Raw genomic sequence first — 25,136 nt, forward strand, 5'->3', positions numbered from 1 at the left:
GGTGTGACTCGACGCGCAAAGATCGTTGCAACACTGGGACCAGCCACGTCCAGCCAGGCCCGTATCGACGCGCTCGTATCCGCCGGCCTCGATGTCGCCCGGCTCAACCTCAGCCACGGCAGCCACGACGACCACGAGCAGGTCTACCGGCGAGTCCGGGCGGCCGCGGAGGCCAGCGGACGCAGCGTGGGGATCCTCGTGGACCTCCAGGGACCCAAGATCCGCCTCGGCACCTTCGCCGACGGCCCCATCGTCCTCAGCCCGGGCGACGAATTCACCATCACCACCGAAGACGTCCCCGGCGACCGAAACGAAGTCTCCACCACCTACAGCGGCCTGCCCGGCGACGTCCGCCCCGGCGACCGCGTGCTCATCGACGACGGCCGCGTGGTCCTGGAGTGCACCCAGACCACCAGCACCCGGGTCCACACCCGCACCCTCGTCGGCGGCAAGGTCTCCAACCACAAGGGCCTCAACCTCCCCGGCGTCGCCGTGTCCGTCCCGGCGCTGCCCGAGAAGGACCTCATCGACCTCCGGTGGGCCCTCGAACTCGGCGCCGACATGATCGCGCTCTCCTTCGTGCGCAGCCCCACCGACGCCGACGACGCCCGCGCCGTCATGGACGAGGTCGGCGTACACGTGCCGCTGATCGCCAAGATCGAGAAGCCGCAGGCCGTCGAGCGCCTCAACGAGATCATCGACGCCTTCGAAGGCATCATGGTCGCCCGCGGCGACCTCGGCGTCGAACTGCCGCTCGAACGCGTGCCCATGGTGCAGAAGCGCGCCATCGAACGCTGCCGCGAGAAGGCCAGGCCGGTCATCGTCGCCACCCAGATGCTCGAATCGATGATCTCCGCGCCCCGGCCCACCCGCGCCGAGACCTCCGACGTCGCCAACGCCGTCCTCGACGGCGCCGACGCCGTCATGCTCTCCGGCGAGACCAGCGTCGGCGAGTACCCCATCGAGGTCGTGCAGACCATGGCCCGCATCGTCATGGCCGCCGAGCAGGAGACCCTGCACGCCGAACCCGTGCTCTCCCGCGTCCCCGAGACCACCGGCGGCGCCATCGCCCGCGCCGCCGCCGAGGTCGGCGCCATCGTCGGCGCCAAGGCCCTCGTCGCCTTCACCATGACCGGCGAGACCGCCCGGCGGCTGGCCCGCTACCGCTCGCCCATCCCGCTGCTCGCCTTCACCAGCCGCCCGCTCACCCGCAGCCAGCTCTCCCTCACCTGGGGCGTCGAGACCTTCACCGTCCCGCACGTCAACCACACCGACGAAATGGTGCGCCAGGTCGAGAGCGCCCTGCTGGAGATCGGCCGCTGCCAGAAGGGCGACAAGGTCGTCATCGTCGCCGGCAGCCCGCCCGGCACCGCAGGCTCCACCAACGCCCTGCGCGTCCACCGCATCGGCGACGCCGTCGCCCACGGGCCCCGGCTGAGCTGACCACCGCACCACCCGAGGGGCCGCACCGCACCAGCGGTGCGGCCCCTCGCACGTACACACGTACGCCGCGGCTCCGTGCGGGCACCTCCCGCGCCCGCCACGGCCCCCGCGTCCCCGACCAGACCCCGTCCCGCGATGGGCCGCGCGCCCCGCCACCGCCCCCGCCCCGCACCACCAGCGCGCCGCCGCCGCGATCCGCGCGCTCCACCCCCGACGCCTTCCCCCGCCCGCCCAGGGGGGCAGCCCCTACACCCAGTCTCCCGCCGCGAAGCGCCCGGCCGGCAGACCTACCCGCCGGTTGTGGACAAGCCCGCCGTCCGCCGCCGGCCTGTGGACGGCGAAACGCGGCCGGACCGGTACGACCGCCATCCTGGAAGGCTCACCGCCCGCCGACTACTCCGCCGGCACCGACCACGGCAGCGAGTTCTCCACCGGCGGCTCGATCGGCATATCCCAGGCCACCAGCTGCCACGGCCCGTCCGACGCCGACAGCAGGATGGTCAGCGCCCCCCGCAGCCGCTGGTCGTAATCGTCGTCCGGCGTCGGCCGCCACAGCAGATAACCCGCATGGAAGGCCTGCGCCAGCTCCCGCCACGAACCGAACCGCCGCTGCAGCTCCACCGCCGCGTGCGCCAGCAGACTGTCCGTCTCCGGCTCCGACAGCCAACCCACCGTCGCCCCCGCCAACGACAGGTGCAGGAACGGCACCAGCTCCCACAGCCGGTAGTTCCCGATCACCACCTCGACGGCCTCCGCGTCCCCGCCCTCAGCCGGCTCCGCGCCCACCAGCCCCGCCACCCGGGCCCGCTGCCCGTTCGTCAGCGGCACCGGCTCCAGCGCCGGCTCCGGCTCGCCCAGCCGCCGCACCACCTCGCCGCGCCCCGGGCGCACCAGCAGGTCCGTGCCGTCGTCGTCATGGCGCGAGCGCCACAGCTGCTCCAGCGTCATCAGCAGCTCATCGCGGCTCGTCACCCCCCAGCGCCGGTACAGCCGCGCCCGGTACAGGCGCCGCAGGATCGGATGCACCGTGACATCCCACGGCTCCGCCACCGCCACCCGGAACGGCGCCGCCGCCGCCAGCGCCCACCGGCGCGTACTCGGCGCCCCCTTGGGATCCTGCGTGCGCAGCGCGGGCTCGTCCGCCCCCGCGTAGGCCAGCACACCGAAGGTGCCCAGCGCCAGCGCCAGCACGGCCCCCACCGCCCACCACACCCAGCCCAGGCCCACCAGCACCACGACCGCCAGCGCCAGCGGCGCCAGATACCACAGCAGCCTGCGGTCCGACGCCCAGGCCAGCAAACCCCAGCCAACGATCACCAGACCGCCGAGCACGCCGACGATCACGGTGACCACGCCGAGACTCCCTTCACTGGCCGCACCCCGGGGACGGTAGCGCGCCCAGGCGGCGCGGGGATGTCGACTGCTCCAATGATCGCCGACATCCCGCACCGTCCCGCGACGGGGCGCCAGGTCGTCACCACCTCGTTACGATCGACGCCGTTTCAGTACTTCGGCCCAACGATTCGATCCATCTCGGCCACGGCGTCTTTACGGGCGATGGAGAGGGAGTTCCAGTTGTTCATCTTCCAGGCGATGCCGAGCCGGTCCAGCGTCTCGCCGCACAGCCGCATGATGTCGGTCGACACGTTGTAGAAGAAGTAGCGGGGATATTCATAGAACTTGTCGCCGTCCGGCGACTTCTTCCGAATTCTGTTGATCGATCGGCAGCCGTCGGAGTGGATGAGCCCGCGAATGAGTCGGTCTGGGTGCGCGTCGACCATCGTTTGCTGCCAGGGTTCCAGTTCGATCTTCCGCGTGTGTTTCATGCCAGCGCCGTGCTGGGGGAACAGACAGGGCCAGTGTTTAGCGGTGGCGATGAGGGCTGTACAGCCCTCACTTCGTTGCTGGCGGTAGACAGAGGCGGGTATCACCCTTCTCATCACTGCTTCTCCCTCCTCCATGATCCCTGGCCAGCAGGTGGAGCAGTAGATGGAGAGCCGGTGGGAGCGCGGTGCCCGGCTGATGTGGCCGTCGCCGAGGTACAGGCCAAGGAGGTAGGAATAGGCGAATGCGTCGATTTCCTTCTGCTCGCATCGAGGACATGGAGAATGCCGAGATGCTGCTTTCCGGCCCGCTCGCCGCCGTCGACCGGTGCGCCAGTGGCGTACAGTCCAGATGGACACCTCGCACTGCTCAGCGACGGCGCGGTCGGTCCACCCTTGTTGTTTGAGGCGCAGGGCCTCGTCTACGACTTCGCGTGGGTACATGGCCGAAGGGTTCCATGTCCCTATGACGCGTCCCGTGGACGGAAATAGGGGGAACGAAGCCCGTTTTCGTTGTGCCGGAAGTGGGATTCGAACCCACAAGCCCTTTCGGGCAGACGCTTTTGAGGCGCCAGCGTATGCCGTTCCGCCATTCCGGCCGGTTTGGTGGGGAATTGAATTCCCGATATCACATTGTGTGGTTCTGGCGGAGGCCATGCTAGACACACCAGGCCCCGTCCCGCGACTCATAATGTACATGGTCTCGGTACCATCGGGGCGTGACCCAAGCTCAGCGCCGTGTGGTGATCGCGGAAGACGAAGCCCTGATCCGGCTCGACCTCAAGGAGATGCTGGAGGAGGACGGCTACGTCGTGGCCGGGGAGGCCGGCGACGGCGAGACCGCTGTGCGGCTCGCCGGGGAGCTGCGCCCGGACCTGGTGATCCTGGACGTGAAGATGCCGGTGCTGGACGGCATCTCGGCGGCGGAGCGGATCGCGGCCGACCGGATCGCGCCGGTGGTGATCCTGACCGCCTTCTCCCAGCGCGAGCTGGTGGAGCGGGCCAGGGACGCCGGTGCGATGGCGTACCTGGTCAAGCCGTTCACCAAGGCCGATCTCGTTCCGGCGATCGAGATGGCGGTCAGCCGCTACGCGGAGGTGACCGCGCTGGAGGCGGAGGTGTCCGGGCTGTCGGAGCGCCTGGAGACCCGCAAGCTGGTGGATCGCGCGAAGGGGCTGCTGCAGCAGCGCCACGGGTTGAGCGAGCCCGACGCCTTCCGGTGGATCCAGAAGGCGTCGATGGACCGGCGGATGTCGATGCGGGGGGTGGCCGAGGTGGTCATTCAGGAGCTGGGGCGCCGCTCCGGCGAGTGATCCGTGCGGTTTGACCTGTTCAGCCCGTATTACGACGCTTCACCCTTGTCGTGACGGTTCGGTCACGACGCTTAAGCGGCGCTGAACCCTGCCCCGCGTGCTGGCTAAACTTTGCGCCACCCTGAATGACCCCGTTTTCGAACCAGATCGAACCGGATCGAACTAGTAGCGCAAGGGAGCGCGCGTGCGCAAACGCCTCGTGACCGTGCTGCTCGCCGTGGCCGCCGCACTCCTGGCGGCCCCGGCGGCACTCGCCGACGGAGGTGGTGCCTTCCAGGGAACGGTCGAGGGACCCGGCGAAGAGCCCGTAGAGGGTGTCGAAGTCGTCGTCTCCGACGGTTCCGGGGAGGTCGGTCGGGACACATCCGACTCCGCCGGCGAATGGAGGGTGGAGCTGCCCGAACCGGGCCGGTACACCATCTCCTTCCAGACCGAGAGCTTCCCGGAGGGGCTGGTGCCCCGGGAGGCGGGTGATGAGGAGGCGCAGCGCCAGGCCCGCGGCAATGAGCAGCGGGTGGTCTTCTTCCTGGTCGAGGAGGGTCAGCAGCAGACCGGGGAGGACGCCGCGCCGTCGGCGTCCCCCACGGGCGGCGCGGATGAGGGCGAGGATGAGGCGGCCGACGGCACCGCCGGGGAGGTGCTGGGTGATCCCGAGCAGACGGGCGGCACCTTCGGCCAGCGGGCGGTGCAGCTGCTGGTGCTGGGCGTGCTGTACGGCCTCATCATCGCGATCACCGCGATCGGCCTGTCGCTGATCTTCGGCACGACGCGTCTGATCAACTTCGCGCATGGCGACATGGTGACGCTGGGCGCGATCCTGGCGCTGGTGCTGAGCGCGTTCATGCCCTTCTGGGCGGCGGCGCTGCTCGCGGTGGCGGGCGGTGCGCTGTTCGGCGGTGCGACGGAGACCTTCCTGTGGCGGCCGCTGCGCCGCCGGGGTGTGGCGCTGATCCAGATGTTCATCATCTCGATCGGCCTGTCGCTGTTCGTCCGGTATCTGATCAACGTGCTGTTCGGCCCGAACCGGGAGCGGATGCGCGCCTACCAGTTGCAGGAGTCCTTCCAGATCGGGCCGGTCTCGCTGACGCCGCGCGATGTGTGGCTGATCGGGCTGTCGGTGCTGGTGCTGGTGGCGGTGGGGCTGATGCTGCAGTTCACCCGGATCGGCAAGGCGATGCGGGCGGTGTCGGACAACCGCGACCTGGCCCGTTCGTCGGGTATCGACGTGGACCGGGTGACGCTGGTGGTGTGGATGCTGGGCGGCGCGCTGGCCGCGCTGGGCGGCATCTTCTACGGCCTGAGCCAGAGCGTGCACTGGCAGGTGGGCTTCCATCTGCTGCTGCTGATGTTCGCGGCGGTGATCCTGGGCGGTCTGGGCACGGCGTACGGCGCGATGGTGGGCGGCCTGGTGGTCGGCATCGTGGCGCAGGTGTCGACGCTGTGGTTCCCGGCGGAGCTGCAGAACGCCTGGGCGCTCGGCATCATGATCATCGTGTTGCTGGTCCGGCCGCAGGGGATCCTGGGCCGCGCGGAGCGGGTCGGCTAGGGGCGGATGATGGATTTCCTGACAGTTCTCAGTGACGCCCTGCGCGGTGCGGTCGGTGTCGAGGCGATCGTGTACGTGATGGCCGCGATCGGATTGAACCTGCATTTCGGCTATGCGGGCCTGCTCAACTTCGGCCAGGTCGGTTTCATGCTGGTGGGCATGTACGGCGTGGCGATCAGTGTCGGTACCTTCGAGCTGCCGCTGTGGGTGGGGCTGCTGGTGGGGATCGGCCTCGCGGTGGTGCTCGCGCTGCTGCTGGGCATCCCGACGCTGCGCCTGCGCTCGGACTACCTGGCGATCTCGACGATCGCGGCGGGGGAGATCCTGCGGCTGACCTTCGGTTCGCGGGTGTTCGAGGACATCACCGGCGGTGTGTACGGCCTGCAGGGCATCGCGCAGGAGTTCCGCGACGCGAATCCGCTGCCGGATATGACCTACGGGGTGCCGGGGGTGCTGGCCTTCACTCACCGCGACGCGTGGGTGCTGCTGGTGGGCTGGCTGGTGGTGGCGCTGCTGCTGGTGGTCTCCTGGCTGCTGATCCACAGCCCGTGGGGGCGGGTGGTGAAGGGCATCCGCGAGGACGAGGACGCGGTGCGCAGCCTGGGCAAGAACGTGTACCTGTACAAGATGCAGGTGCTGGTGCTGGGCGGTGTGTTCGGCGCGCTGGCGGGTGCGGTGTGGATTCTGCACCTGGGCAATGTCCAGCACACCTACTTCATGCCGATCGTGACCTTCATGCTGTGGGCGGGCATGATCCTGGGCGGCCCGGGCCGGATCCTGGGCCCGGTGCTGGGCATGGTGATCCTGCAGTTCTTCCTGACGGGGATGGACTCCCTGCTGCGGGAGGCGATCGGTTCCGGGGTGATCCCGGCGGACACGCTGTCGTCGTCGGCGGTCGGCTCGATCCGGTTCGTCCTGGTCGGTGTGGTGTTGATGGCGCTGATGGTGTTCCGGCCGCAGGGCATCCTGGGCAGTCGTAAGGAGATGCTGGTCAATGTCCAACGATGACGGTACGGCCGGGCGCGGCGCCGCCGAGGGCGGCGCGGACGAGGCCGTGAGCGCTCCGGAGCTGCCGGCCGAGCCGCGTATCAGCGTCGATCTGACCGGTGTGGCGGCGGAGCCGGGTGTGGCCAAGCCGGATCCGATCCTGGTGGCCGACGGGGTGCGCCGGCAGTTCGGCGGCCTGACGGCGGTGGACGTGGCGCACCTGGAGGTGCCGCGGGGCAGTATCACGGCGCTGATCGGGCCGAACGGCGCGGGCAAGAGCACCTTCTTCAACCTGCTGACCGGCTTCGACCGTCCGAACGCGGGGAGCTGGACCTTCCAGGGCGAGCGGGCGTCGGGGGTTCCGGCGTACCGGGTGGCCCGGCGGGGGATGGTGCGCACCTTCCAGTTGACGAAGGCGCTGACCCGGTTGACGGTGCTGGACAACATGCTGCTGGCGGCGCCGAAGCAGTCGGGCGAGGGCATGCTGGGCGCGTTCTGGCGGCCGGGCTGGCGGCGGCAGGAGCGGGAGAACCTGGAGCGGGCGGAGTCGCTGCTGCGCCGGTTCAAGCTGTACGACAAGCGCGCGGACTTCGCGGGCACCCTGTCGGGCGGGCAGCGCAAGCTGCTGGAGATGGCGCGGGCGCTGATGGTGGATCCGGCGCTGGTGATGCTGGACGAGCCGATGGCGGGGGTGAACCCGGCGCTGGTGCAGTCGCTGCTTGAGCATGTCACGGCGCTGCGGGACCGCGAGGGCAAGACGGTCCTGTTCGTGGAGCACGATATGGACGTGGTGATGGGCATCAGCGACTGGGTCGTGGTGCTGGCGCAGGGCAAGGTGATCGCAGAGGGGCGCCCGGACGACATCCGGTCGGACGCCGCGGTGATCGACGCGTACCTGGGCACCCACCATGGTGCTCCGGCGGAGGAGGGTTCGGGCGGATGAGCGAGGAGACGGCCCCGCGCGGCGGGGAGCCGGAGGTACCCGACGCGGTCGCGGCGGCTGAGGGCCGGGCGGAGGCGCTGGAGCGGGCCGCGCGGGCTCAGGACGGCCCTGATCCGGCGTCGGGCGAGCTGCTGCTGGTGGCCGATGAGCTGGTGGCCGGGTACATCCCGGAGGTGAACATCCTGAACGGGTGCTCGCTGACGCTGGCCGAGGGCGAGCTGGTGGGGGTGATCGGTCCGAACGGGGCGGGCAAGTCCACCCTGGTGAAGACGATCTTCGGCCTGATCCCGGTGCGTTCGGGCGCGCTGACGCTGCGCGGGGCGAGTATCGCGAACCTGGCGGCGAACGAGCTGGTGTCGCGGGGTGTGGGCTATGTGCCGCAGACGCAGAACGTGTTCCCGTCGCTGACGGTCGAGGAGAACCTCCAGATGGGGGTGTATCTGCGGCCGCGGTCGTTCGCGGAGCGCTTCGCGGCGGTGGCGGAGCTGTTCCCGCTGCTGAGCGGGCGGCGCGGCCAGAAGGCGGGTGCGCTGTCGGGCGGTGAGCGGCAGATGGTGGCGATGGGCCGGGCGCTGATGATGAACCCGTCGGTGCTGCTGCTGGACGAGCCGACGGCGGGTCTGTCGCCGAAGTTCCAGGACGAGGTGTTCCAGCAGGTCCACGCGATCAACCAGTCCGGGGTGTCGATCGTGATGGTGGAGCAGAACGCGCGGCGCTGCCTGCAGATCTGCGACCGGGGCTATGTGCTGGACCAGGGCCGCAACGCCTACACGGGCACCGGCGAGCAGCTGCTGCACGATCCGAACGTGATCGAGCTGTACCTGGGCACGCTCGCGACGGCCTGATCCTCCGTCCGCGGTGGCGGGCGCCCCCCGGCGAGCGGGGCGGCGCCCGCTTTCTGCTTGTATGGGAGGAACAGGGCGGTCGTGCGGGCCGCCCGTGAGCCGCTGTGCGAGGGGTGGGCCGTGTGTACCGTCGTGGTGGACTTCCGGCCGGGCGATGAGGTCCCGGTGCTGCTGGCGGGTGTGCGCGACGAGTTCACCGGCCGCCCGTGGTCGGGGCCGGGGCGGCACTGGCCGGACCGCCCGGGGCTAGTGGGCGGCCGCGACGACCTGGCGGGCGGCACCTGGCTGGCGGTGCGGGCCGACCGCGCCCGGGTGGCGGCGGTGCTCAACGGGCGGCTGAGCCCGCGCCGTGAGGAGGGGCGCCGCCCGGTGCTGGACGGCCGTCCGGCGGGCGGGCCGCCGCGGCGCAGCCGGGGCGAGCTGCCGCTGGCGGCGGCCATGGCGGGCAAGCTGGAGCTGGGCCCGCCGGAGCTGGCGGCCTTCGACCCCTTCCACCTGGTGTGCGCGGAGCCGTCGGGGGTGCGGATGTGGAGCTGGGACGGCCGGTCGCTGGTGGAGTCGGAGCTGCCCGAGGGGGTCACCGTGGTGGTGAACACGGGGCTGGACGCGTTGGAGCCGAGGGCGGCGCGCTTCGCGCCGCGTTTCGCGGCCGCGCGTCGGCCGCGCCCGGCGGCGGGCGGGGGCGGCACGGCCGAGTCCTGGGGCGAGTGGCGCGCGCTCGCCGACGGCGACGGGCTGGGCGTGAGCGACCCGGCGACGATCGTCACGCGGGTGGAGCTGCCCGACGGCGCGGTGTGGGCGTCGACCTCGACCACCCTGGTGGCCCTGCCGGCCGGCCCGGCGGCGCGCCCGCGCTACGACTTCTCCGACCGGCCGGGCGATCCGGCGCGGTGGCGCGAGATCGCGGTCTGACGCCGGGCGGGGCGGCTCCGGGCGCGGCTGCTCCGGCATCCGGGCGGGCCGTGGCGAGCCCGGCAAATCCCGTTGACCGGTGCCGTTATAGGCTCGGCCCATGCGTTCGTGGTCTTCTCCCGATCTGGCCGCTCTACCCGGTTCGGGGAGGCCGTTGCGGCTGCTGGACTCCGCGGGCGGGGCGCCCGCCGACTCTCCGCAGGGCGGCACCGCCCGGCTGTACGTCTGCGGGATCACCCCCTACGACGCCACCCACCTGGGCCACGCCTTCACCTATGTGGTCTTCGACCTGGTGAACCGGGTGTGGCGCGACGCGGGCCACGAGGTGCGCTACGTGCAGAACGTCACCGATGTGGACGATCCGCTGCTGGAGCGGGCCGAGCAGACCGGCGTCGACTGGCGCGGACTGGCGGATGCCGAGATCGAGCGCTTCCGCGCGGACATGGCGGCGCTGTCGGTGCTGCCCCCGGCCGAGTACGTCGGCGTGGTGGAGTCGGTGCCGCTCATCGTGGAGCTGATCGAGCGGCTGCGGGCCCGGGGGGCCACCTACGAGCTGGACGGCGACGTGTACCTGTCGGTGCAGGCGGCGCCGCGCTTCGGCCGGGTGTCGGGGCTGGACCGCACGGCGATGCTGGAGCTGTTCGCCGAGCGCGGCGGCGATCCGGGGCGCGCCGGGAAGAAGGACCCGCTGGACTGGCTGCTGTGGCGGGCCGAGCGGCCGGGCGAGCCGGCCTGGGACTCCCCGCTGGGCCGCGGCCGCCCCGGCTGGCACGTGGAGTGCAGCGCGATCTCCACCCGCTACCTGGGCATGGGCTTCGACCTCAACGGCGGCGGCAGCGACCTGGTCTTCCCGCACCACGAGATGGGCGCGGTGGAGGCGGAGCTGGCCACGGGGGAGGCGCCGCAGGCGCTGGCCTACGCCCACACCGGCATGGTGGGCCTGGACGGCCACAAGATGTCGAAGTCGCGGGGGAACCTGGAGTTCGTCTCCCGGTTCCGCGAGTCCGGCGCCGACATGGCGGCGCTGCGGCTGGCGCTGCTGGACCACCACTACCGGTCCGACTGGGAGTGGACGCCCGAGCTGCTGCGCGCCGCCGAGTCGCGCCTGGGCCGGTGGCGGGCGGCGGCCGTGCTGCCGGCGGCGCCCGCGGCCGGGCGGGTGCTGGAGCGGGTCAGGGAGCGCCTCGCCGACGACCTGGACGCCCCGGGGGCGCTCGCGGCGGTCGACGGCTGGGCGGCGGCGGCCCTGGCCGGCGCCGGGGACGACCCCGCGGCGCCCGCGCTGGTGCGCGACCTGGTCGGCACCCTGCTCGGCGTGCGGCTGTAGCGGCGGGCGGGCCGGTGCGGCTTCGCTAGCGGATCTTCGCCCGCCATGCGACGAATCGGGACAAGTGGACACAAGCGGCCAGCACGCCGCGCGGTCGCGGGGTCACGTGCTGGAATGGCCGCATGACCGAACTTTCCGCGGCCGCCGAACTCGTGGGCGCCTTCGTGCGCACCCTCAACCCCGACACCGGTGCGGACCGGCTGGCCGACCGCCGCGGCCTGGCGGAGTTCCTGCGGGAGCGCGGGCTGGCGTCCGGGCCGATCCCGATCAGCGTCAGCCACCACACCGAGGCGCTGGACCTGCGCGCCGGGCTCCGCGCCCAGCTGCACCGGGGGGCGGGCCGCCGGGTGGACCCCGCCGACCTGGACCGCGGCGCGCGGGCGCTGGACGGCCTGCGCATCTCGGCGCGGCTCGAACCGGCGGGGGAGCCGCCGCTGGTGCTCGCCCCGGCGGTCGTCGACGAGCTGCGCCGCTGCCTGGCCGTGATCGCGGCCGCCTGGGCGACGGTCGTCATCTCGGGGGAGTGGCGCTCGATCGAGTTCTAGGCTGCCCTTTTTTCGGAGCCGTTCCGTCCCATCGGCACCGCGGGCCCCTCGGGTGCGGTGCCGATGGGGTGTGCGGACGGCCGCCCTTCTCGGACTCCGGGGTCTAAACGGTGAGCCGATTGAACATTCCCGGCAATTCCGCTGGTCGGACCGCGTCAAGATCATTTATTTCGAGCCGTGCGGCGGCTGTCCTAATCAGGTCAGGCGCTGATCTTGAAATGCCGTTCCGTGGACGATCCGCGGCGGTGCAAGCCCTCTTCCGCGCCGCTGATTGACCGTGCTGAGCTGCACTTTTCGATTCTCCGCCTTGTCGATATCCGGAATGCGCCGCACCCGGAGCCGGATGCGGCCACCCCCGTCGATTGACGAATCTATTGGGGCCCGGCGCCGACTGCCCTACATTGAGCGCACGTGGGGATGCTGCGGATGCCGCGCCATTGAGCGGGGCGGGAAGAGGTCGGAGTGGCACGATTCGGTCACAGGCTTCCCAGGGCTGAAAATGCGTTTTCCGGAGTCCGTCGACCGTCTTTCCGGTCAATTCATCGGGCCCGGGCCGCTCGTGCCGCCGATACGGCGGTACGAGCGGTGGCGGCGCTGGCCCTGTGCGCAGCGGTGCTGCCGGCCGGCGCGGCGCCGGTCGGCGCCGAGCCCAGCCCCTCGGCCCCGGCCGGCCCCTCCGGCCTCGCCGAGGCCGGCCAGGGCGACCAGGAGCTGCGCCCGCTCGACGTGGTGGTCGCGGTGGACGAGTCAGGCAGCCTGTCCGAGGCCGACGTCGCCGAGGAGATCGAGGCGACCTCGACCATCGTGCAGAGCGTGCTCGCCGAGGGCAGCCGGGTCACCGTGCTGGGCTTCGGCAGCGACAACGGCGAGCCCGGCCAGGAGGCGGTCACCGAGGTCTGCCCGCCCACCGAGGTCGCCGCCGGCCCCGAGCCCGCGCAGCGGCTGGCCGACTGCGTCCGCGAGCTGCACCGGCGCACCCCGCAGGAGGGGGACGACACCGACCACGCCGCCGCCCTCGGGCGCGCGCTCAGCCAGCTGCGCACCGGTTCGCCCCCCGGTTCGGCCCGGCTGGTCTTCCTGCTCACCGACGGCGTGCTCGACGTGTCCGACAGCCCCCAGTACGGGCGCGACCCCGCGGACCGCAACGACGCCGCGCAGCGCCTCATCGACGACCACCTCGCCGACGCCCGCGCCGCCGAGGTGCAGGTCTGGCCGCTCGGCTTCGGCGCGGCCGACCAGGACAGCCTCGACGCCTTCGCCGCGGGCGGCTACCAGGAGGCGTGCGCCTCCCGCCCCGACGCGGTCCCCAGAGCGCAGGTGGTCGACAGCGGCGCCGACGTGGGCCGGCTGCTGCGGACCGCCTTCGCCGCCGCGATCTGCGCCGGGCTCACCGACGAGGAGAGCGCCTCGCTGGCGGGCGGCGCCCAGGTCGACCTGCAGGTGGAGATCCCGGTCATCGCCACCGACGGCTCCATCGTGGTCACCAAGAACAACCCGGGCATCGAGGTCAGCTACCTCGACCCCGAGGGGCGCACGGTCCCCTCCACCGGTAGCCAGGACGGCTCGGAGTTCAGCCGCAGCGGGGAGAACGGCCCGGTGGAGGCGCTGCGGATCCGCGACCCGCTGCCCGGCACCTGGACCGTCCGCCTGTCGTCCCCGTCCGGCGCCGCCGAGGAACTGGTCAGCGCCACCGCCCTGTGGCAGGGCGCGATCAGCACCTACCTGAGCGTCGAGGGCACCGGGCGCCCCGGCGAGGAACTGACCGTGCGGGTGGAGCTGTGGACCAGGCGCGGCGTGGTCAGCGACCCCGGCGCCCTGGACCGGCTGGACTTCGGCGCCCAGGTCAGCGGCCCCGGCCTGGAGGACGCCGACATCGACCTGCGCGACGACGGCGAGCCGCCCGACCGCACCGCCGACGACGGCCAGTACGCGGGCACGGTCATCGCACCCGACCGGCCCGCCACCCTGGACTTCACCAGCGTGGTCCAGGGCGAGGGCGTGGCGGCCGACGTGCGCGAGCTGCCCTACGAGGTCACCGAGGCGGGGCGGGCGGTCTCCGCCCGGGTGGAGATCGAGCGCCTGGACGAGGTCTGGCCGGGCCGCGCGATCAACGGGACCGCCACGGTCGCCAACGACTCCGCCGAGCCCGCCCGGATCGCCCTGCTGCTGCGCGCCGGCGACGAACTGCTCGCCACGGTCGAACCGGCCGCGGCCGAGGTCCCGCCCGGCAGGCACTCCGTCCCCTTCACCATCGCCCTGGACCCCGCCACCCCGCGCGGCCCGGCCACCATCACGGTGGACGCCGTGTCCGGCGGCGACCCGGCCGCCTCGCTGGGCAGCAGCCAGCCCCTCAACGTCGAGGTGCGCGACGCACCCGGCCTGCTGGAGCGGTACTGGTGGGCCTGGACGGCACTGCTGCTCGCGGCCACCCTGGCGGCCGGCTACGCCAGCCTGCTGCGGGCCCGCAGACGGGAGGCGGCCGACGTGCGCGGCCTGTACGCGGTGCTGCTGCGCCACGGCGCGCCGGCCGGCCCCGACCTGCGGGCGCCGGGGAAGTGGTCGGACCGGTTCCGCTTCGTCATCCGCGACGAGGACGGGGTCGCGCCCCGCCTCGAACATCCGCTGCCCGGCGAGACCCCCTACACCGCCTGGCGGGACCGCTCGGGGCGGATCGGGGTCACCACCCCGCGCGGCGAGCGGTACCTCATCACCCCCGGCGGGGCCGGCGAGGCGCTCCCCGGCGGACTGCACCTCGCCTTCCGCGACGAGCGGCGGCCGGCCAAGCGCACGCCGGGCCGGACCAGGCGCAGGACCGAGCCGGCCGCCCCCGTGGCCGGCGGGAACCCCCTCGGCGCGGCCCCCGCCGACCGCGCCCGATACGGCGACGGCGACCCGCTGCTGTGACCGCCCACCCGCCGGGCCGCGCCGCGGCCCCGGCCGAGCCGACACCACCCCACGCGACGGAGGCTTCGCACCTGTGACCATGAAGCTCTTCCAGCCGATGCTCTTCCTGGGCCTCGGCGGCACCGGCTGCCTGATCGGCGCGGAACTCGAACGCCGACTGCGCGAGGAGCTGTGCGGCCCCGACGGCAGCGAGTTCGCCCGGCGCCACCCCGGCGGCAACCTGCTGCCGTACCAGCTGCCCGCCGCGCTCCAGTTCGTCTACGCCGACGTCAACCGGGCCGAACTCGACCGGCTGCCGCGCCGGGTGGTACCGGGCGAGCAGCACATCGCCGCCGCCCAGCAGACCGCCCACTACGTCAGGGACCTCGTCCCGGCCGCCTACACCTACCCCGAGGTCGCGCGCAGCCTGCGGCTGAGCGCCGACAAGGTCGTCGCCCCCTGGCTGCCGCCCGGCAACGGCGAACCGCGGGTGTCGCCGCTGGACCGGGGCGCCGGGCAGTTCCCCACGGTGGGCCGGGCCGCGCTGTTCGAGACCTTCCGGCACGGAGTGGGCCCGGCCATCGGCCCCCTGCACGACGCCATCGGCCGCCTGTCCACCTCAGGCCCCGACCTGCAGGTGCTGGGCGGGCGGCCGCCGGTGTCGTGCGACGTGTTCGTCGCCTTCTCGGTGGCCGGCGGCACCGGCGCGGGCATCTTCTACGACTACATCCACCTGGTCGGCCGCACCTTCGAGCAGGTCGGCATGCGGGTCAAGATCTATCCGCTGGTGCTGATGCCCTCCGCCTTCGACGACGGGCGCGGCGGCGGGCGCTTCGCCCGGCTCAACGCCGGGCGCGCGCTGCTGGACATCTTCCGCCTCGTGGACAGCCAGAACACCGGCGGCGCCTCGCTGGACCTGCTCGGCGCCACCACCGAGCACCACCCCGACGACGTCGCGGTCCGCTACCCCAGGGAGGGGCGGGTCGAGCTGAGCCCCGCCACCATGCAGACGGCCTTCCTGTTCTCCCGGCCGCCGGGGGCCGAGCGCGAGGACCTGCACCGCAGTGTCGTCTCGCTGATCCTGTCGCTGGCCGGCGCCGACCTGGACTCCGCCGCCGGCGACGGCGAGCGGCCGGCCGACGAGACCCACCAGTCCTTCGCCGACAGCTTCATCAACAGCCAGGCCGAGCGCGAGGTGCCCGCGGAGTCCGGCATCGGCAACCGCGGCGTCTCCACCGCGCTGGTCGCCTCCATGACGGTCCCGGTGGACGAGCTGTCCGACATCGTCGGCGCCCGGCTGCTGCGCGCGGCCGTGGAGGAGATGAGCCAGTCCCCGGGGGCCGCGGAGTCCAACCGGGTGCTGCTGGAGGAGTTCTTCACCCTGGCCAACCTCAACCCGCTGCTGGCCAGGACGGGCATCGACTTCGCCGAGCCGCAGCCCGCGCACGGCGCCCGCGACATCACCTCGGCGCTGTTCGACCGGGGCGACGCGATGCGCCGCAGCCTCCAGGCGCTGCGCGAGCGGCTGTCGCGCGAGGCCCCCGAGCTGGCGGCGCGCTTCGACCACCGGGTCGCCGTGCGCACCCTGATGGGCAAGGCCGACCCGTTCCGCGTCCGCCGGACCGTGCTCGGCAACCCGGCCGCCACCGACGAGGTCGACCGCATGGGCGTCGTCGGCATGCTCAACTACCGGCGCACCGCCCCGCCGCCTCCGCAGGGCCTCAGCCAGGCGCCGCCGGGGATCCCCGAGGTCCGCGACCGGATGGGCGGGGTGGTCAAGGCGCGCTGGGGCGACCCGGCGGTGGTGCAGACCCGCGCCGCGCAGGACTCCTGGTTCCTGTGGCAGAGCCACGTCGCCTGGGGCGAGGCGTGGAGCGCGGCGGCGGCGCGCTGGAACCGCGCGGCCGCCCAGCTGGAGGCCGAGGTGACCGGCCTGACCGAAGCGCTCGTCGAGCACGCCCGCGCCGACCACGACCGCTTCGAGCAGAAGTCCAGGGAGCTGTACCGGCCGCGCACCGGCATCTCCTACCTGCTGCCGCCGACGGGGGACAACCTGGAGCCCTTCTACCGGCGGGTGCGGGACCGGCTGATCGAGGCGCGGGTGGCGGTGAGCCGACTGCGCCCCAACTCCAACGAGGCCGACCTCGTCGGCGACATCCTCGGCGACGAGGGCTGGCGCCGGCTGTACGAGCGGGCCGTGGACAGCTCGCCCGCGGCGGCCGTCGCCGCGCTGCGCGAGCGGCTGAAGACCGAGATCAAGCAGTTCCTGCGCAATCCCGGGCCGGCGCGCACCCCGCTGCTCCCGCAGCTGTCGCACCTGCTCGCGCAGGCCGCGGGCCAGGGGGACCACTCCGTCGACGACGCCGACGTCAACCGGTTCGAGGCCCAGCTCGCCGGGCTGCTGCCCGCCGGGTACAGCCCGCAGGGCGCGGGCCCGCTGAAGATCCTCGTCACCTACCACGCGCCCGAGGTGAGCCCCCGGGTGGAGCAGTACCTCTCCCAGGCGGTCAACCTGCCGCGCGACGCCCGGATGACCTACGAATACCGGCCGACGGCGGCCGAGTCGATCAGCGTCGTGCTGTTCCGCTCCTCGATGAGCGTCACCGAGGTGCGCGAGGTCCGCGAGGTGATGCGGCTGTGGTCGGACGCCCTCGCCCGCCAGCAGCCGCAGGACTACCTGCGCTGGCGGCAGCGCCTGGGCTACGACTTCGGCTACCTGGCCACGACCGAGGAGCACCGGCAGCGCATCCTGCACCGGATGCTCAACGCGCTGTGGAACGGCAGGGCCAAGATCGAGGGCGATCCCCGCTCCCCCTCGGAGGTGCGCTTCGTGCTCGGCGGCGGGGTGGCGATGCCGCTGCGGCTGAGCCCGCTGGACCGGGCGTCGTCGTGGGGCAGCCTGCTGCGCGCCTACGAGACCTGGGTGTTCAACGGGGAGGACGGCATCACCCGGCAGTTCTGCGAGCAGCTGATGATGGAGCTGCCCGAGGGGGTGGAGACGCGGCCGGTGCCGCCCGCCGAGCCCTACCGGGTGCTGCGGATGATCGCCGACGAGGAGGCGCGGCAGGTCGAGCGGCTGGTCGACGAGCTGCCTCCCGGCCAGGCGCACCGCGCCCACCAGCTGCGCGAGTTCTGGAGCACCACCCTGCCCGCCGCGCTGCGCCGGGAGTTCGAGGGCGCCACCATGCCGATCAGGTCGAACCTGCTCGCGCTCGAGCAGTCGGCCTTCCCGCCGGAGCGCGAGCGCGGGACGGAGCCGGGATGGTGAGCCGCGCCGCCGCCCCGCGCGCTGGGCAGGCGGACCCCGCCGGGGGCGCCCCGTGAACGTCCACCATCTCGACCTGCGCGGCGCGGGCACCGAGGCCGCGCTGGCGGCGGTCGACCGCGCGGTCGGCCCCGGCAGCGGCCTCACCGACTCGCGCCGGGCCCTGGTGCTCGACGACACCTCGCTGCTGCCCGGACGCCAGCGGGTGTACGAGCGGATCCTGACCAGCGGCCGGGTGGACCGCGTGGTGTGCGTCGCGGTCGGCGGCCCGCAGCGGCTGGCCGCCGGCCGCGGCCTGCTGCGGCCGCAGCTGCTCAACCCGACCCGGGGCAGCACGATCCTGTGGGTGGACGACCCGACCGGGATCGGCTGGGCGGCGGACCCGCCCGGCGCCGCCGTCCCCTACCCCGGGGTGGAGCCCGGCTCGGGCGCGGGCCTGGCGCTGCTGGTCGACCTGCTCGGGCAGCCCGAGGTCTTCGACGAGGTGAGCCGGCTCGGCGAGGAGCTGCCCGAGGGCGTCGCCTGCCCGGGGCTGCGCTGGGCGGCGGCCTCGCCCGGCTATGACGAGCTGACCGCCGCGCTCGCCCGCGCCGCCGCGGCGCTCACCCGCCCCTCGGGCGGGCCGCGCCCCGGCTCCGACGCGGCCCCGGGGGGTGCCGCGGGCGCGCTGCCGCGCGAGCCCGCGCTGGCGGCCGGGCGGCGGCGGGCCTTCCAGGACGCCGCGGCCGACGCCGGGTCGGCGCTGGCGGCCGCGGGCACCTGGCGCGGGCTGTTCGGGCCCGATACCCCGGCGGTGATCGCCACCGAGCTGCTGCCGGCCGCGGGTACGGCGCTGGCCGCCTACCGCGACGCCGCCGCGGACGAATGCGCCCGGCTGGAGGCGCTGCCGGCGGCCGAGCGCGCCGCGCGGCTGCGCGCCCTGGACCCGGGCGTGCGCGCGGACGACGACCCGCGTGGGACCGCCGCGGCGCTGCGCGAGCGGGTGGACCGGGAGCTCGCGGCCGGGATGACGCTGCCCGACATCGGCGCCGGCCTCAACGGCCTGGCCAACAGGGTCGCCCCCAGCACCGGCGCCGTGTACGCCTCGCGGCTGCGCGGCGAAATCCCGCCCGGCATGGTGGACGCGCTGCTGCGCCCCGAGCCGCCGCCCCGGCCGGCCCCGGTGTCGGCCGCGCTGGTGCTCGCCTTCGCGTCAGCGGCGGTGGCGGCGCTGCCGGGACCGCCCGGGCTGCTCAGCGGCGGCCTGGTGGCCGTGCTGTGGGTGCTGGCGATGGGACTGGTGCTCACCCGGCTGGGGAGCGGTCCGTCCGCGGCCCCGCTGCTGCTCGGCCACGGCGGCGCCGTCGCGCTCGGTGTGGCCGCGGGGGCGGGGCTGGGCGCCGCGGCCGGGTGGCAGGCGCCGGAGCCGCTGGTCATCGGGTTCGCGCTGGCCGCCGGTCTGGGGCTGGCCGCCGGAGGGCTGCTGGGGTACTGGCGCTCGCTGCTGCGCCGCTGGACGGCCGGGGCCGCCCTGCGCACGGCCGAGGCGGCGGCCGAGGCGGTCGGCGGCCGCCTGCTGCCGGCCGCCTGGTCGGAGTGGGCGAGCGCGGGGGCGCGGCGGCGGACCGCCGACGGCGCCCGCATGCTCGCCGGGGCCGTCGGCGCGGCGGGCGGCGCCCTGTCGCGCTTCGCCGAGGAGCTGCCCGCGGCCCGGCCGGGCGCGGGCGAGGCCGGCCGGCTCGACCCCGTGGTCAGGTTCGACCTGGCCCGGCTGGTCGGCCGGGCCCTGCGGCCCGCGTGGGACCTGCTGGACGGCGGCGCGGCCGGCGACGTGCACGCCCCGATCCGGGAGCGCACCGCCGGACTGCTCGCCGAGTACGAGCGGCACGTGCGCGACCGGGGCCTGCAGGAGCCGCCCGGCTTCGTGGACCCCGACGAGCCGCGGCCCGCGCTGCCGGAGTCGGCCTGGCGGCTGGACGACACCCTCGCGTCGCTGTGGGAGCCGCCCGAGGGGCTGATGCTGCAACTGTGCGACCCGGCCAGCCTCAACCTGCTCACGACCTCGCGCGAGGGCATGCGGGCGGTCGGCTTCGCGCCGCGGGCCACCCGGTCGGCAATGCGGGCGGCGCGGGGCGCGGCCGGGCGCGGCCGGCCGGCCGCGCCCGGGGAGACCGTGTGGACGGAGTCCGGCCGCTTCGCCGGCCGGCTGCGGCTGGTCCCGCTGCGCGCGGGCACCGTGGAGTCGGTGTGGGAGACCGCCGACGACACCGCGCCGCCGCCCGAGTCGGCCGCCGAGCCCGGCCCCGCCGCCGTGCCGGCCGCCGCCGAGCCCGGCCCGGACCGGGCCGGCCCGCCGCCCTCCGCCGTCGAACCGGCCCGAGGCGCCGAGGCCGAACCCGCCATCACGCCGGCCGAGGAGGACTACCCGCGATGACCCAGCCGATCGCCGAGGAGGAGCTGCGCTACCTCAGGGCGGACGACGCGAGCGTCGAGATCACCCGCAAGGTGAGGCATGTCGGGGAGCTGGTCTCCCCGCCGGCGAGCTCGCTGCGGCGCCGGCTGGTGCGGGAGCAGGGCAGCGAGCGGCTGCTGATGCAGCTGCGGATGCCGGAGGACCCGAGCCCGCGCGAGCGGATGCGGGCCCTGGAGCAGCTGGACGGCGAGATCCTGGCGGGTGTCCGCCTGGCCCGGCTCGTCCAGCGCTCCGGTGCGGACGGGCACCCGGCCGTGCTCAGCCGGCTCGTCGGCTACGGCGACGCCCCCGGGAACCCGTTCGCGCTGCTCGACCCCTACATCGGCGAACCGCTGGCCGCGCTGCTCGACCGCCGGGCGCTGTTCGAGGACGAGCGTATGGAGTTCCAGCGCGGCCTGCTGGAGGCGCTGGCGTGGACGGCGGCCGCCGGCGTGGTGCACCGCGCCGTCAGCCCGGCCACGGTGCGGTGGGACGCCGACCTGCGCCGCGTGCAGCTGTGCGACTTCAGCCGGGCGACCGTGGCCGACACCCCGCGCACCCCGGTGGGCGTCAAGCCCTGGGCCAGCCCCGACCAGCGCGACGGCGTCGGCTTCGCCGACCCCCGCGACGACGTGTGGAGCGCCGGGCTGGTCCTATTCCAGGCGCTGCACGGCCACGACCCCGGCGCCTTCACCCGGCTGCCGCTGAGCGAGCATCCGGACTTCGCCGAGCGGTACCAGGCCGTGTTCGCCGGCACGGCCGCGCAGCGGCCGACCGCCGCGACGCTGCTGGAGCGGATCGCCCCCCGGGTCGCGCCGGTGCGCGTCACCGTCGGCGAGGAGCTGGCCAAGGACCGGGCCGCGTTCCGCCGGCTGCGCGGCAACAAGCTCGGCGAACCCGAGCCGGTCGCCGGGGCGCGGCCCCGGGCGGACACCGTCCCGCCTCCCGGCCCCGCGCGGAGCCAGGGGGAGTCGGGCGGGACGTCCGGCCCGCTCGAACCGTCCCCGCCCGGCCTGTGGCTGCCGATCGGCGTGGTGATCGTCGTACTGGCCGCCGGCGCGGTCGTCGCCTACCTGCTGCTGGCCAGGTGAGTCGGTGATGACCGTGCACCGCACCCTGTACGAGCGCAGCGGCCGCGACCTGCTCGGCACCGCCGGCTTCGGGCCCGTCGCCACGTCGATGTTCGGCGACGCGCCGGTGCGGCGGCTGGCGGAGGCCCTCGCCCCGCTGCTGGACACCGACCCGCGCGAGCTGGCCGGACTGCACCGCCTGGCGCTGTCCGGCGACGAGACGGCGGTGGTGCACGTGGACGCCGCGGCCGGGAGCCGGACCGACCCGGCCGCCCAGGTGCTGTCGGGACCGGCCGGCGTGGTGACCTGGCGGCTGGCGCTCATCCAGCCCGACGCGGGCTGGGCGAGGCTGGCCGAGCGTCCGCCGGGGGCGCGCAGGGTGCTGCCGCCCGGCGGCTCCGCGCTGCACTCCCTCGCCGCGGCCGGGCGGACCGACGTGGAGCGGCGGGCGGGCGCCGCGGCCTGTGTGGAGCGGACGGTGGAGCTGTTCGCCCGCCTGCTCGAAGCGCCGCGCGAGCCGGTGCTCGCCAAGGCCGGCCCGGACCCCGTCGCGGTGCTGTGGAACCTGTTCAACCTGCTCACCTCGCTGGCCGAACGCACCGCGGACCCGGACCCGGCCACCTTCGCCACCGCGGTGAGCCCCCGCCAGCTGGCCGGGCTGGGCGCGGTCGGCCGCACGCCCAGGATCGCCTTCTCCGACGCGGCCGCGACCCGGCGGGCGGGAGTGCGCGCCCGGCGCGCGGCGGCGTTCGTCACCACCTACCTCATCGACCACGGCGCCGTCGGGCTGCGCGGGCTGCTCGACGGCCACGGCGTCCTGGCGCGTTCCGACGAGGCCGCACGCGCCGACGCCGTGCTCGACCTGTGGGGCGGGCCGGCCGTCCTCGGCTTTCCCGCGCCGCCCCCAGCAGAGGAGGACGCACGTCCCGTGACCCCGCCGACCAGCACCCAGTGCCCGATCTGCCTGAGCACCATCGGCCTCGAGGGCGCCCAGCTCTTCCAGTGGAAGGTCGACCGCTACCAGAAGCTGGAACTGCCGCCCAACCTCAACGCGGACCAGCGCGAACAGCAGTTGAAGCACGCCTACGTGCAGTGCCCGAACACGGGCGACCAGCAGCCGACGCACTTCCTGCCCCGGGCCTACGTCGGCGGCGACCCGGTGCGGATCGCGCTGATCGGCGCGTCGAGCGCGGGCAAGACGCACCTGCTCGCGGCCATGATCGGCGCGATCGAACGCGGCGAGCTGACCTCGGTCGAGGCGAATATCGAACCGCTGGACCCCGAGCGGTACGAGACCTTCCTGCTCACCAAGGTCACCCCGCTGCTCGCCGAGGGGAAGGTGCTGCGGCGCACCGACGAGGGCAAGATGAGCTTCGAGGTCGGACTGCTGGTCACCGTCCCCGGCCACGCGCCGCGCGCCGTCGCCTTCTTCGACGTGGCGGGGGAGGAGCTGAGCACCCACGCGTCGGCGTCGGAGAAGACCTACCTCGACAATGTCGACGCGCTGCTGTTCGCGATCGACCCCGACCAGTTCTCGGGGGCCGCGCTCGGCGACCGGGCCTTCACCACCGTGCTCAACCACGTGCCGAAGACCAGGATCAAGGCCGCCGCGCTCGTGCTGACCAAGGCCGACCAGCTGCGCTTCGAGTACCCGGTGGACAAGTGGCTGCGCAGGCGGGCCGCCGCACTGGACAGCGCGGGCATCCTGGAGGAGAGCGAGGACCTCTACGCCTACCTCCACCATGACGAGCGCGCGCGCCCGTGGCTGAAACCGTACGCCGAGATCGAGCGGGTGACCCTGCACGTCACCTCGGCGACCGGCGGGGCCAAGGACGACAGCGACGTGTACCCGCGCGGAGTGCGCCCGCAGCGCGTGCTCGAACCCCTGATCGCGCTGCTGGCGATGACCGGGGTGCTGCGCTCCGACGAAGCCCGACGGGTCGGGCGCTGAGATGGGCGGCGTGCGGGTACCCGAGCGCGCGACGGCCGGTCGCGAGGCGCAGCAGCTCGTGTTCCGGTGGAGCGAGCGCAACCTCCTCGGCGGGCAGGGGATGGGTCCGGTGGCGAGTTCGCTGCCCGACCGCGACACGAACCAGGGCTGGCACCTGCGGCTGAAGGACGCGCTCGTGTCCGGCACCCCGGCCGGCCCGCCGAGCCTGTGGTTCAGGAACTTCGAGGACGGACACGCGGTCGTGCTGCACCGGCGCCCGGGGGACCGCGCGGACGGCCGCGGCGCCAGTGCGCACGCCCTCATCGGCCCCCGTCCGGTGCTGACGCCCGCCTACGCGCTCGGGCTGGCGGCCGCGGGCTGGTGGGACCGGCCGGAGCGGGCGGCCGAAAGCCATCCGCTCGCCCCGGTCGACCTGGACGCGCTGCGCGGCGACCTGACGCCCGCGGAGCGGCTCGACGCGATGACCGCCGCCCAGCCGCGGCTGGGCAGGCTGGTCGCCGAGGTGCTGCGCGCACCCGGGCGCCCGCTGAGCGTCGTGGTGGCACCGGGGGAGTCCGAGGCGCAGCCGGCGCTGCTGTGGGGCCTGTACCGGCTGCTGCGCGACGTGCTCACGCCGGCGGGCGTCGCGGGCCCGCCCGGCTGGTCCTGGTCGTTCTCCACCTTCGAGGCGGGCGGCCGCGACGGCGCGCGGCTCGCACCGCACATCGACTTCAGGCCCGTCCCGTCGGCGGCCGCCGCACCCTCGGACTTCGGCCAGGAGCGGCGCCGCCCGCTCGACCTGGGCTCGCCCGACCCCAGGGCCGACGACTGCGCCGAGATCGCGGACCTGCTGCTGGAGTGCTACCGCGCCCAGGGAGCGGACGGGCTGCGCGGCCGCCTGGAGGAGCACGGCGTGCTCGCCGGCGCGCGCTGGGAGGACCGGCAGGCCGCGCTGCGCGGCTGGCTGGAGCGGGCGCGCAGCTCCGCCGCCCAGGCCCCGCAGCCGCCGGACATGGACCGGCCCGCGCAGACCACCGGATGGCGCCCGCCCGGCTGGCCGGGCCGCGGCACCGCCCCACCGGCCGCCGCGGAGCCCGCCGAGAGCGCCCCGCCGCAGGACCCGCGGCTCCACCCCGGCGTCCAGCCGTGGCCCGGCCCGCCCGAACCGGCCCCGTCCGTGCCGTCCGCCGCCCCCTACCAACCGCCAAGCGGCGCACCGGCACCGCGTCGCGAACCCCGGATCGAGGCGCTGCTGGCCGAGCTGGAGGCCGCCGCCACCGAGGAGCGGCTGACCGAGGTGATGGCGGAGTTCCGGCGCCGCGCCGCCCGGCCGCAGTGGTTCCAGGAGGGCGACGACCGCGAGAGGGCCAGGTCCGCGCTCTTCGCGAACGCCTTCCACGGCCACCGCCTGGTCGCCCTGCACACCGACGCCGACCCCCACGACGGCCCCGAACGCGCCAAGGACGACCTCCGGGTGCTGGTGGACTACTGCGTCGCACCGAGCACGTCCGACCCCTCGATCCGCGAGCAGATCACCGACCTGCTGGGCGATCCCAAAGCCGTGGACGAACTGGTGGAAGTCCTCCTCGAACAGGTGCCGACCAGGTCGGACGCGAACGGCCCGGCACGCACCGCACCGGGCTCGGCGGATGCTTGGCGCCACGAGGTGGCCGCCGCCGTGGGCCCCCGCTGGCTGATCGGCCACGACCGCTACGACCTCGCCGGCCTCGCCCCGCCGCCGCGACCCGATCCCGGCCCGCCCGCGACCCTGCTCGGCGCGCTGCCGCCGTGGGCGCCGCTCGCCATCGCCTTCGCCCTCGGCCTGGTGCTCGGGGTGGTGGTCATGCTGGTGGTCCTGCGGTGACCGCGCCGC

At 74.2% G+C, this 25,136-nt stretch carries 17 protein-coding genes and 1 tRNA gene; 15 read left to right on the forward strand and 3 right to left on the reverse strand.

Annotation, left to right across the window (positions count from 1 at the left end):
- Positions 1–3 precede the first annotated feature (3 nt).
- The gene (gene pyk, locus CLV72_RS14075) at positions 4–1,443 is read left to right on the forward strand and encodes a pyruvate kinase (RefSeq protein WP_106245783.1); all 1,440 of its coding nucleotides are present in this window, start codon (positions 4–6) and stop codon (positions 1,441–1,443) included.
- A gap of 393 nt (positions 1,444–1,836) precedes the next feature.
- Here the strand turns inward: pyk and CLV72_RS33630 are convergent, their stop codons facing one another.
- From CLV72_RS33630 to CLV72_RS14090, 3 genes are all read right to left on the reverse strand, one after another.
- Complete coding sequence (locus tag CLV72_RS33630) at positions 1,837–2,796, reverse strand: DUF1266 domain-containing protein (protein WP_106245785.1); 960 nt, start codon at positions 2,794–2,796, stop codon at positions 1,837–1,839.
- A gap of 149 nt (positions 2,797–2,945) precedes the next feature.
- Positions 2,946–3,710, reverse strand: a complete 765-nt coding sequence (locus CLV72_RS14085; protein ID WP_106245787.1) for a transcriptional regulator — start codon at positions 3,708–3,710, stop codon at positions 2,946–2,948.
- A gap of 72 nt (positions 3,711–3,782) precedes the next feature.
- Positions 3,783–3,865: transfer RNA gene (locus CLV72_RS14090), tRNA-Leu, on the reverse strand.
- A 141-nt stretch (positions 3,866–4,006) separates the two neighbouring features.
- Here CLV72_RS14090 and CLV72_RS14095 point away from each other — a divergent pair.
- The 14 genes from CLV72_RS14095 (at position 4,007) to CLV72_RS14160 (ending at position 25,127) form a co-directional block, all read left to right on the forward strand.
- Complete coding sequence (locus CLV72_RS14095; protein ID WP_106245791.1) at positions 4,007–4,579, forward strand: ANTAR domain-containing response regulator; 573 nt, start codon at positions 4,007–4,009, stop codon at positions 4,577–4,579.
- 184 nt (positions 4,580–4,763) lie between these two features.
- Positions 4,764–6,125: a branched-chain amino acid ABC transporter permease gene (locus tag CLV72_RS14100; protein WP_106245794.1), complete on the forward strand. Its 1,362-nt coding sequence runs from the start codon at positions 4,764–4,766 to the stop codon at positions 6,123–6,125.
- A gap of 9 nt (positions 6,126–6,134) precedes the next feature.
- Entirely contained in the window at positions 6,135–7,133 is a 999-nt protein-coding gene (locus CLV72_RS14105) for a branched-chain amino acid ABC transporter permease (protein WP_106246954.1), read from the forward strand.
- Positions 7,120–8,055 carry an ABC transporter ATP-binding protein gene (locus tag CLV72_RS14110; protein ID WP_106245796.1) on the forward strand — a complete coding sequence of 312 codons (936 nt, stop codon included), beginning with the start codon at positions 7,120–7,122 and terminating at the stop codon, positions 8,053–8,055. Before CLV72_RS14105 ends, CLV72_RS14110 begins: the two co-directional genes overlap by 14 nt.
- Entirely contained in the window at positions 8,052–8,900 is an 849-nt protein-coding gene (locus CLV72_RS14115) for an ABC transporter ATP-binding protein (RefSeq protein ID WP_106245798.1), read from the forward strand. The genes CLV72_RS14110 and CLV72_RS14115 overlap by 4 nt, the downstream gene beginning before the upstream one ends.
- Before the next feature lie 81 nt (positions 8,901–8,981).
- Positions 8,982–9,812, forward strand: a complete 831-nt coding sequence (locus CLV72_RS14120) for an NRDE family protein (protein ID WP_245930190.1) — start codon at positions 8,982–8,984, stop codon at positions 9,810–9,812.
- A gap of 100 nt (positions 9,813–9,912) precedes the next feature.
- On the forward strand, positions 9,913–11,139 hold the full coding sequence (gene mshC / locus CLV72_RS14125) for a cysteine--1-D-myo-inosityl 2-amino-2-deoxy-alpha-D-glucopyranoside ligase (protein ID WP_106245801.1): 1,227 nt from the start codon (positions 9,913–9,915) through the stop codon (positions 11,137–11,139).
- A gap of 122 nt (positions 11,140–11,261) precedes the next feature.
- Positions 11,262–11,684 carry an ABATE domain-containing protein gene (locus CLV72_RS14130; protein WP_106245803.1) on the forward strand — a complete coding sequence of 141 codons (423 nt, stop codon included), beginning with the start codon at positions 11,262–11,264 and terminating at the stop codon, positions 11,682–11,684.
- Between the two features lie 585 nt (positions 11,685–12,269).
- Positions 12,270–14,588 (forward strand): VWA domain-containing protein, encoded by a 2,319-nt coding sequence (locus tag CLV72_RS14135; RefSeq protein ID WP_170140978.1) that lies wholly within the window; start codon positions 12,270–12,272, stop codon positions 14,586–14,588.
- A gap of 79 nt (positions 14,589–14,667) precedes the next feature.
- Positions 14,668–17,835, forward strand: a complete 3,168-nt coding sequence (locus tag CLV72_RS14140; protein ID WP_106246960.1) for a tubulin-like doman-containing protein — start codon at positions 14,668–14,670, stop codon at positions 17,833–17,835.
- A 52-nt stretch (positions 17,836–17,887) separates the two neighbouring features.
- Positions 17,888–20,245 (forward strand): hypothetical protein, encoded by a 2,358-nt coding sequence (locus tag CLV72_RS32210; RefSeq protein WP_106245807.1) that lies wholly within the window; start codon positions 17,888–17,890, stop codon positions 20,243–20,245.
- Positions 20,242–21,354, forward strand: a complete 1,113-nt coding sequence (locus CLV72_RS14150; RefSeq protein ID WP_106245809.1) for a protein kinase family protein — start codon at positions 20,242–20,244, stop codon at positions 21,352–21,354. Before CLV72_RS32210 ends, CLV72_RS14150 begins: the two co-directional genes overlap by 4 nt.
- A 7-nt stretch (positions 21,355–21,361) precedes the next feature.
- The gene (locus CLV72_RS14155) at positions 21,362–23,284 is read left to right on the forward strand and encodes a P-loop NTPase family protein (RefSeq protein WP_106245812.1); all 1,923 of its coding nucleotides are present in this window, start codon (positions 21,362–21,364) and stop codon (positions 23,282–23,284) included.
- A 10-nt stretch (positions 23,285–23,294) separates the two neighbouring features.
- On the forward strand, positions 23,295–25,127 hold the full coding sequence (locus CLV72_RS14160; protein WP_146159452.1) for a hypothetical protein: 1,833 nt from the start codon (positions 23,295–23,297) through the stop codon (positions 25,125–25,127).
- The last annotated feature ends 9 nt before the right edge of the window (positions 25,128–25,136 follow it).

Source organism: Allonocardiopsis opalescens (assembly GCF_003002095.1).
Lineage (GTDB): Bacteria > Actinomycetota > Actinomycetes > Streptosporangiales > Streptosporangiaceae > Allonocardiopsis > Allonocardiopsis opalescens.